The organism is Microbispora triticiradicis (assembly GCF_005864065.1).
Classification (GTDB): Bacteria; Actinomycetota; Actinomycetes; order Streptosporangiales; family Streptosporangiaceae; genus Microbispora; species Microbispora triticiradicis.
Map to the genome: position 1 here is coordinate 1 of NZ_VANP01000040.1, position 2,358 is coordinate 2,358.

At 71.0% G+C, this 2,358-nt stretch carries 2 protein-coding genes; one reads left to right on the top strand and one right to left on the bottom strand.

The genetic code is table 11. The features are described from left to right. On the bottom strand, positions 1-301 hold a 301-nt coding region (locus FED44_RS35385), incomplete at its 3' end, for an endo-1,4-beta-xylanase (protein ID WP_138463399.1). Between the two features lie 1,095 nt (positions 302-1,396). On the opposite strand from FED44_RS35385, the gene FED44_RS35390 reads away from it, so the two are divergent. After that, on the top strand, positions 1,397-2,358 hold a 962-nt coding region (locus FED44_RS35390), incomplete at its 3' end, for an RICIN domain-containing protein (protein WP_167521677.1).

Below are 2,358 nucleotides of genomic sequence, written 5' to 3' on the forward strand. Positions count from 1 at the left end.
TGCGGGACGGCTCGATCGGCCCCCACTTCATCTCGTTCTCCGCGGTGACCCCGTTGAACTCCCGGTCCCACGTCGCCACGTAGGTCGAGTCGTTCAGGTGGCCGGCCGCGATCGCGGTGCCGAAGTAGCGGCCGCTCTGCGCGGCGGCCGCCCCGAGGGTGCTCGCCGCGGCGTCGGCGGGGGTGGTGGCCGACAGGGCCGTCACCACCCCGAGTACGCCGAGAGCCCCGGCGGCCAGCACCCGGCGGGAACCGCCGAGTCGTCGCCGGGCTCGTCCCACAGGTATGGCGGTTTCGCCCATGCCTGAGCCTCCAGTGCTTGATGAACGGGGGTGCTTGCTGAAACGGGGTCTTGCTGAAACGGGGTCTTGCTGAAACGGGGTGCTTGCCGAAGGTGGTGCTGACGGAACGGTGGTGCGGGAAGAACGAGTGCTGAAACGAACGCGGATGAACGCGGGAAGACGCCCGCGGCGTCGCACACGGTCCGTGACGGACCGCGGCACCGGCATGCGGCCCCTGCCGTTCACCACCGACCGGGCAGGAGGAGGCCGCCGGGGATCAGTTTGGAAACGTCGGCGTAACGTGTCAAGGCGTTGTGTCGATCTCTCGGCGGCGGTCCGTCAGGGCCCGGGCCGGCCGTCCGCCCGCAGGGCTCCTGTCCGGGCGATATCCGCGGCGGTTCGGGCGTCCGCGTGCCGTGACGGCGGCCGTGAAAGTTTCACCGGGGGCGGAGCCGCGGGCGGACCGGGAGCTTCGCGGTCGTCCCAGTTCGGGCGCTCCTCCCGGCCGCGGGTGAACACCTGGGAGAGGCCCGCGTGTTGACACGCTCCGCGCCGTCGTATTGGCTCCGCCGCACCACCACCGACATTCGTCAGATGTGAGAAGGGAGTTCACATCGCCGCAATGTTAGCGCTCACAGGATCGGGCGGGCCTGCCCACCGGTTCCCCGGCCCGGCACGACCACGGGCGGCGTGACCTCCGCGAGGGGTCGTCGCGGCGAGCGCCCGGCGTGGCCGCGGAGCCCGCTCCGGAGCGGCCCGGCGCCGGTGTTCGTGCTGTGTCTCGCGCGGCCGAATGTTAGCGATAACTTGCCCCCGGACGACCGCGCCCGATCGTACGGCGGCCGCCGGTCGTGAACGCTCCCGCCCCTCGCACTCACAGGAGAAGCATCATGCGGTCGGGCCCGCGCCTGGACGTGACCGGAACCGGCACGGCCGGCGGCACCGCGCCGACCTGTGACCGGCTCCACCGGCCGACCGGCCCCACCCGATCCGCCGAATCCGGCCCCCGGCCTTCGCCTTCCACAGCCGGGGGCCACAGGGACGGGCCCGCCCCCCTCCGCCAGTGAGGGAGGGCGGGCCCGTCTCCCACCGCCTCCACCCCCCAGAGGAGAAGACATGCAGCCAGTGCCGCCCCGCGTGACCGGGCGCCGGCGACGATCGCCCGCGGCCGTCCTGACGTGCCTGCTCGCGGCGCTCGCGACCGTGCTCGCCGGCGCGCTCGTGTCCATAGCGCCGGCCACGGCCGCGACCGTCGACACCAACGCCTGGTACGTGCTGGTCAACCGCAACAGCGGCAAGGCCCTGGACGTGTACAACCTCTCCACCGCCGACGGCGGGTCGCTCGTGCAGTGGACCCGGAACAACGGCAACAACCAGCAGTGGCGGTTCGTCGACTCCGGCGGCGGCTACTACCGCGTGCAGTCGCGGCACTCCGGCAAGGTGCTGGACGTCTACAACCTCTCCACGGCCGACGGCGCCGCCGTCGTGCAGTGGAGCGACGGCAACGGCGTCAACCAGCAGTTCCGGCTGGCCGACTCCTCGGACGGCTACGTCCGGCTGATCAACCGCAACAGCGGCAAGGCCGTGGAGGTGCAGAACGCCTCCACCGCCGACGGCGGCAAGATCGTGCAGTACTCCGACTGGGGCGGCAACAACCAGCAGTGGCAGCTCGTCCGCGTCGACGGCGGCACCAGCTCCCCGTCCGCGTCTCCGTCCGCGTCCCCGTCCGTGTCACCGTCGGCGTCCCCGAGCGCGCCCTCCGGGACGTTCACCAACCCGGTGCTGTGGGAGGACCTGGCCGACATCGACATCATCCGGGTCGGTGACACCTACTACTACTCCGCCTCCACGATGCACTACTCGCCCGGCGCGCCGGTCCTGCGCTCCTACGACCTGGTGCACTGGGAGTACGCCGGCCACTCGGTGCCCAAGCTCGACTTCGGCAACAAGTACGACCTCAACGGAGGCCGTGGCTACGTCAACGGCATCTGGGCGTCGTTCCTGAACTACCGGCCCAGCAACAAGACCTTCTACTGGGGCGGCTGCATCGACTTCAGCAAGACCTACATCTACACCGC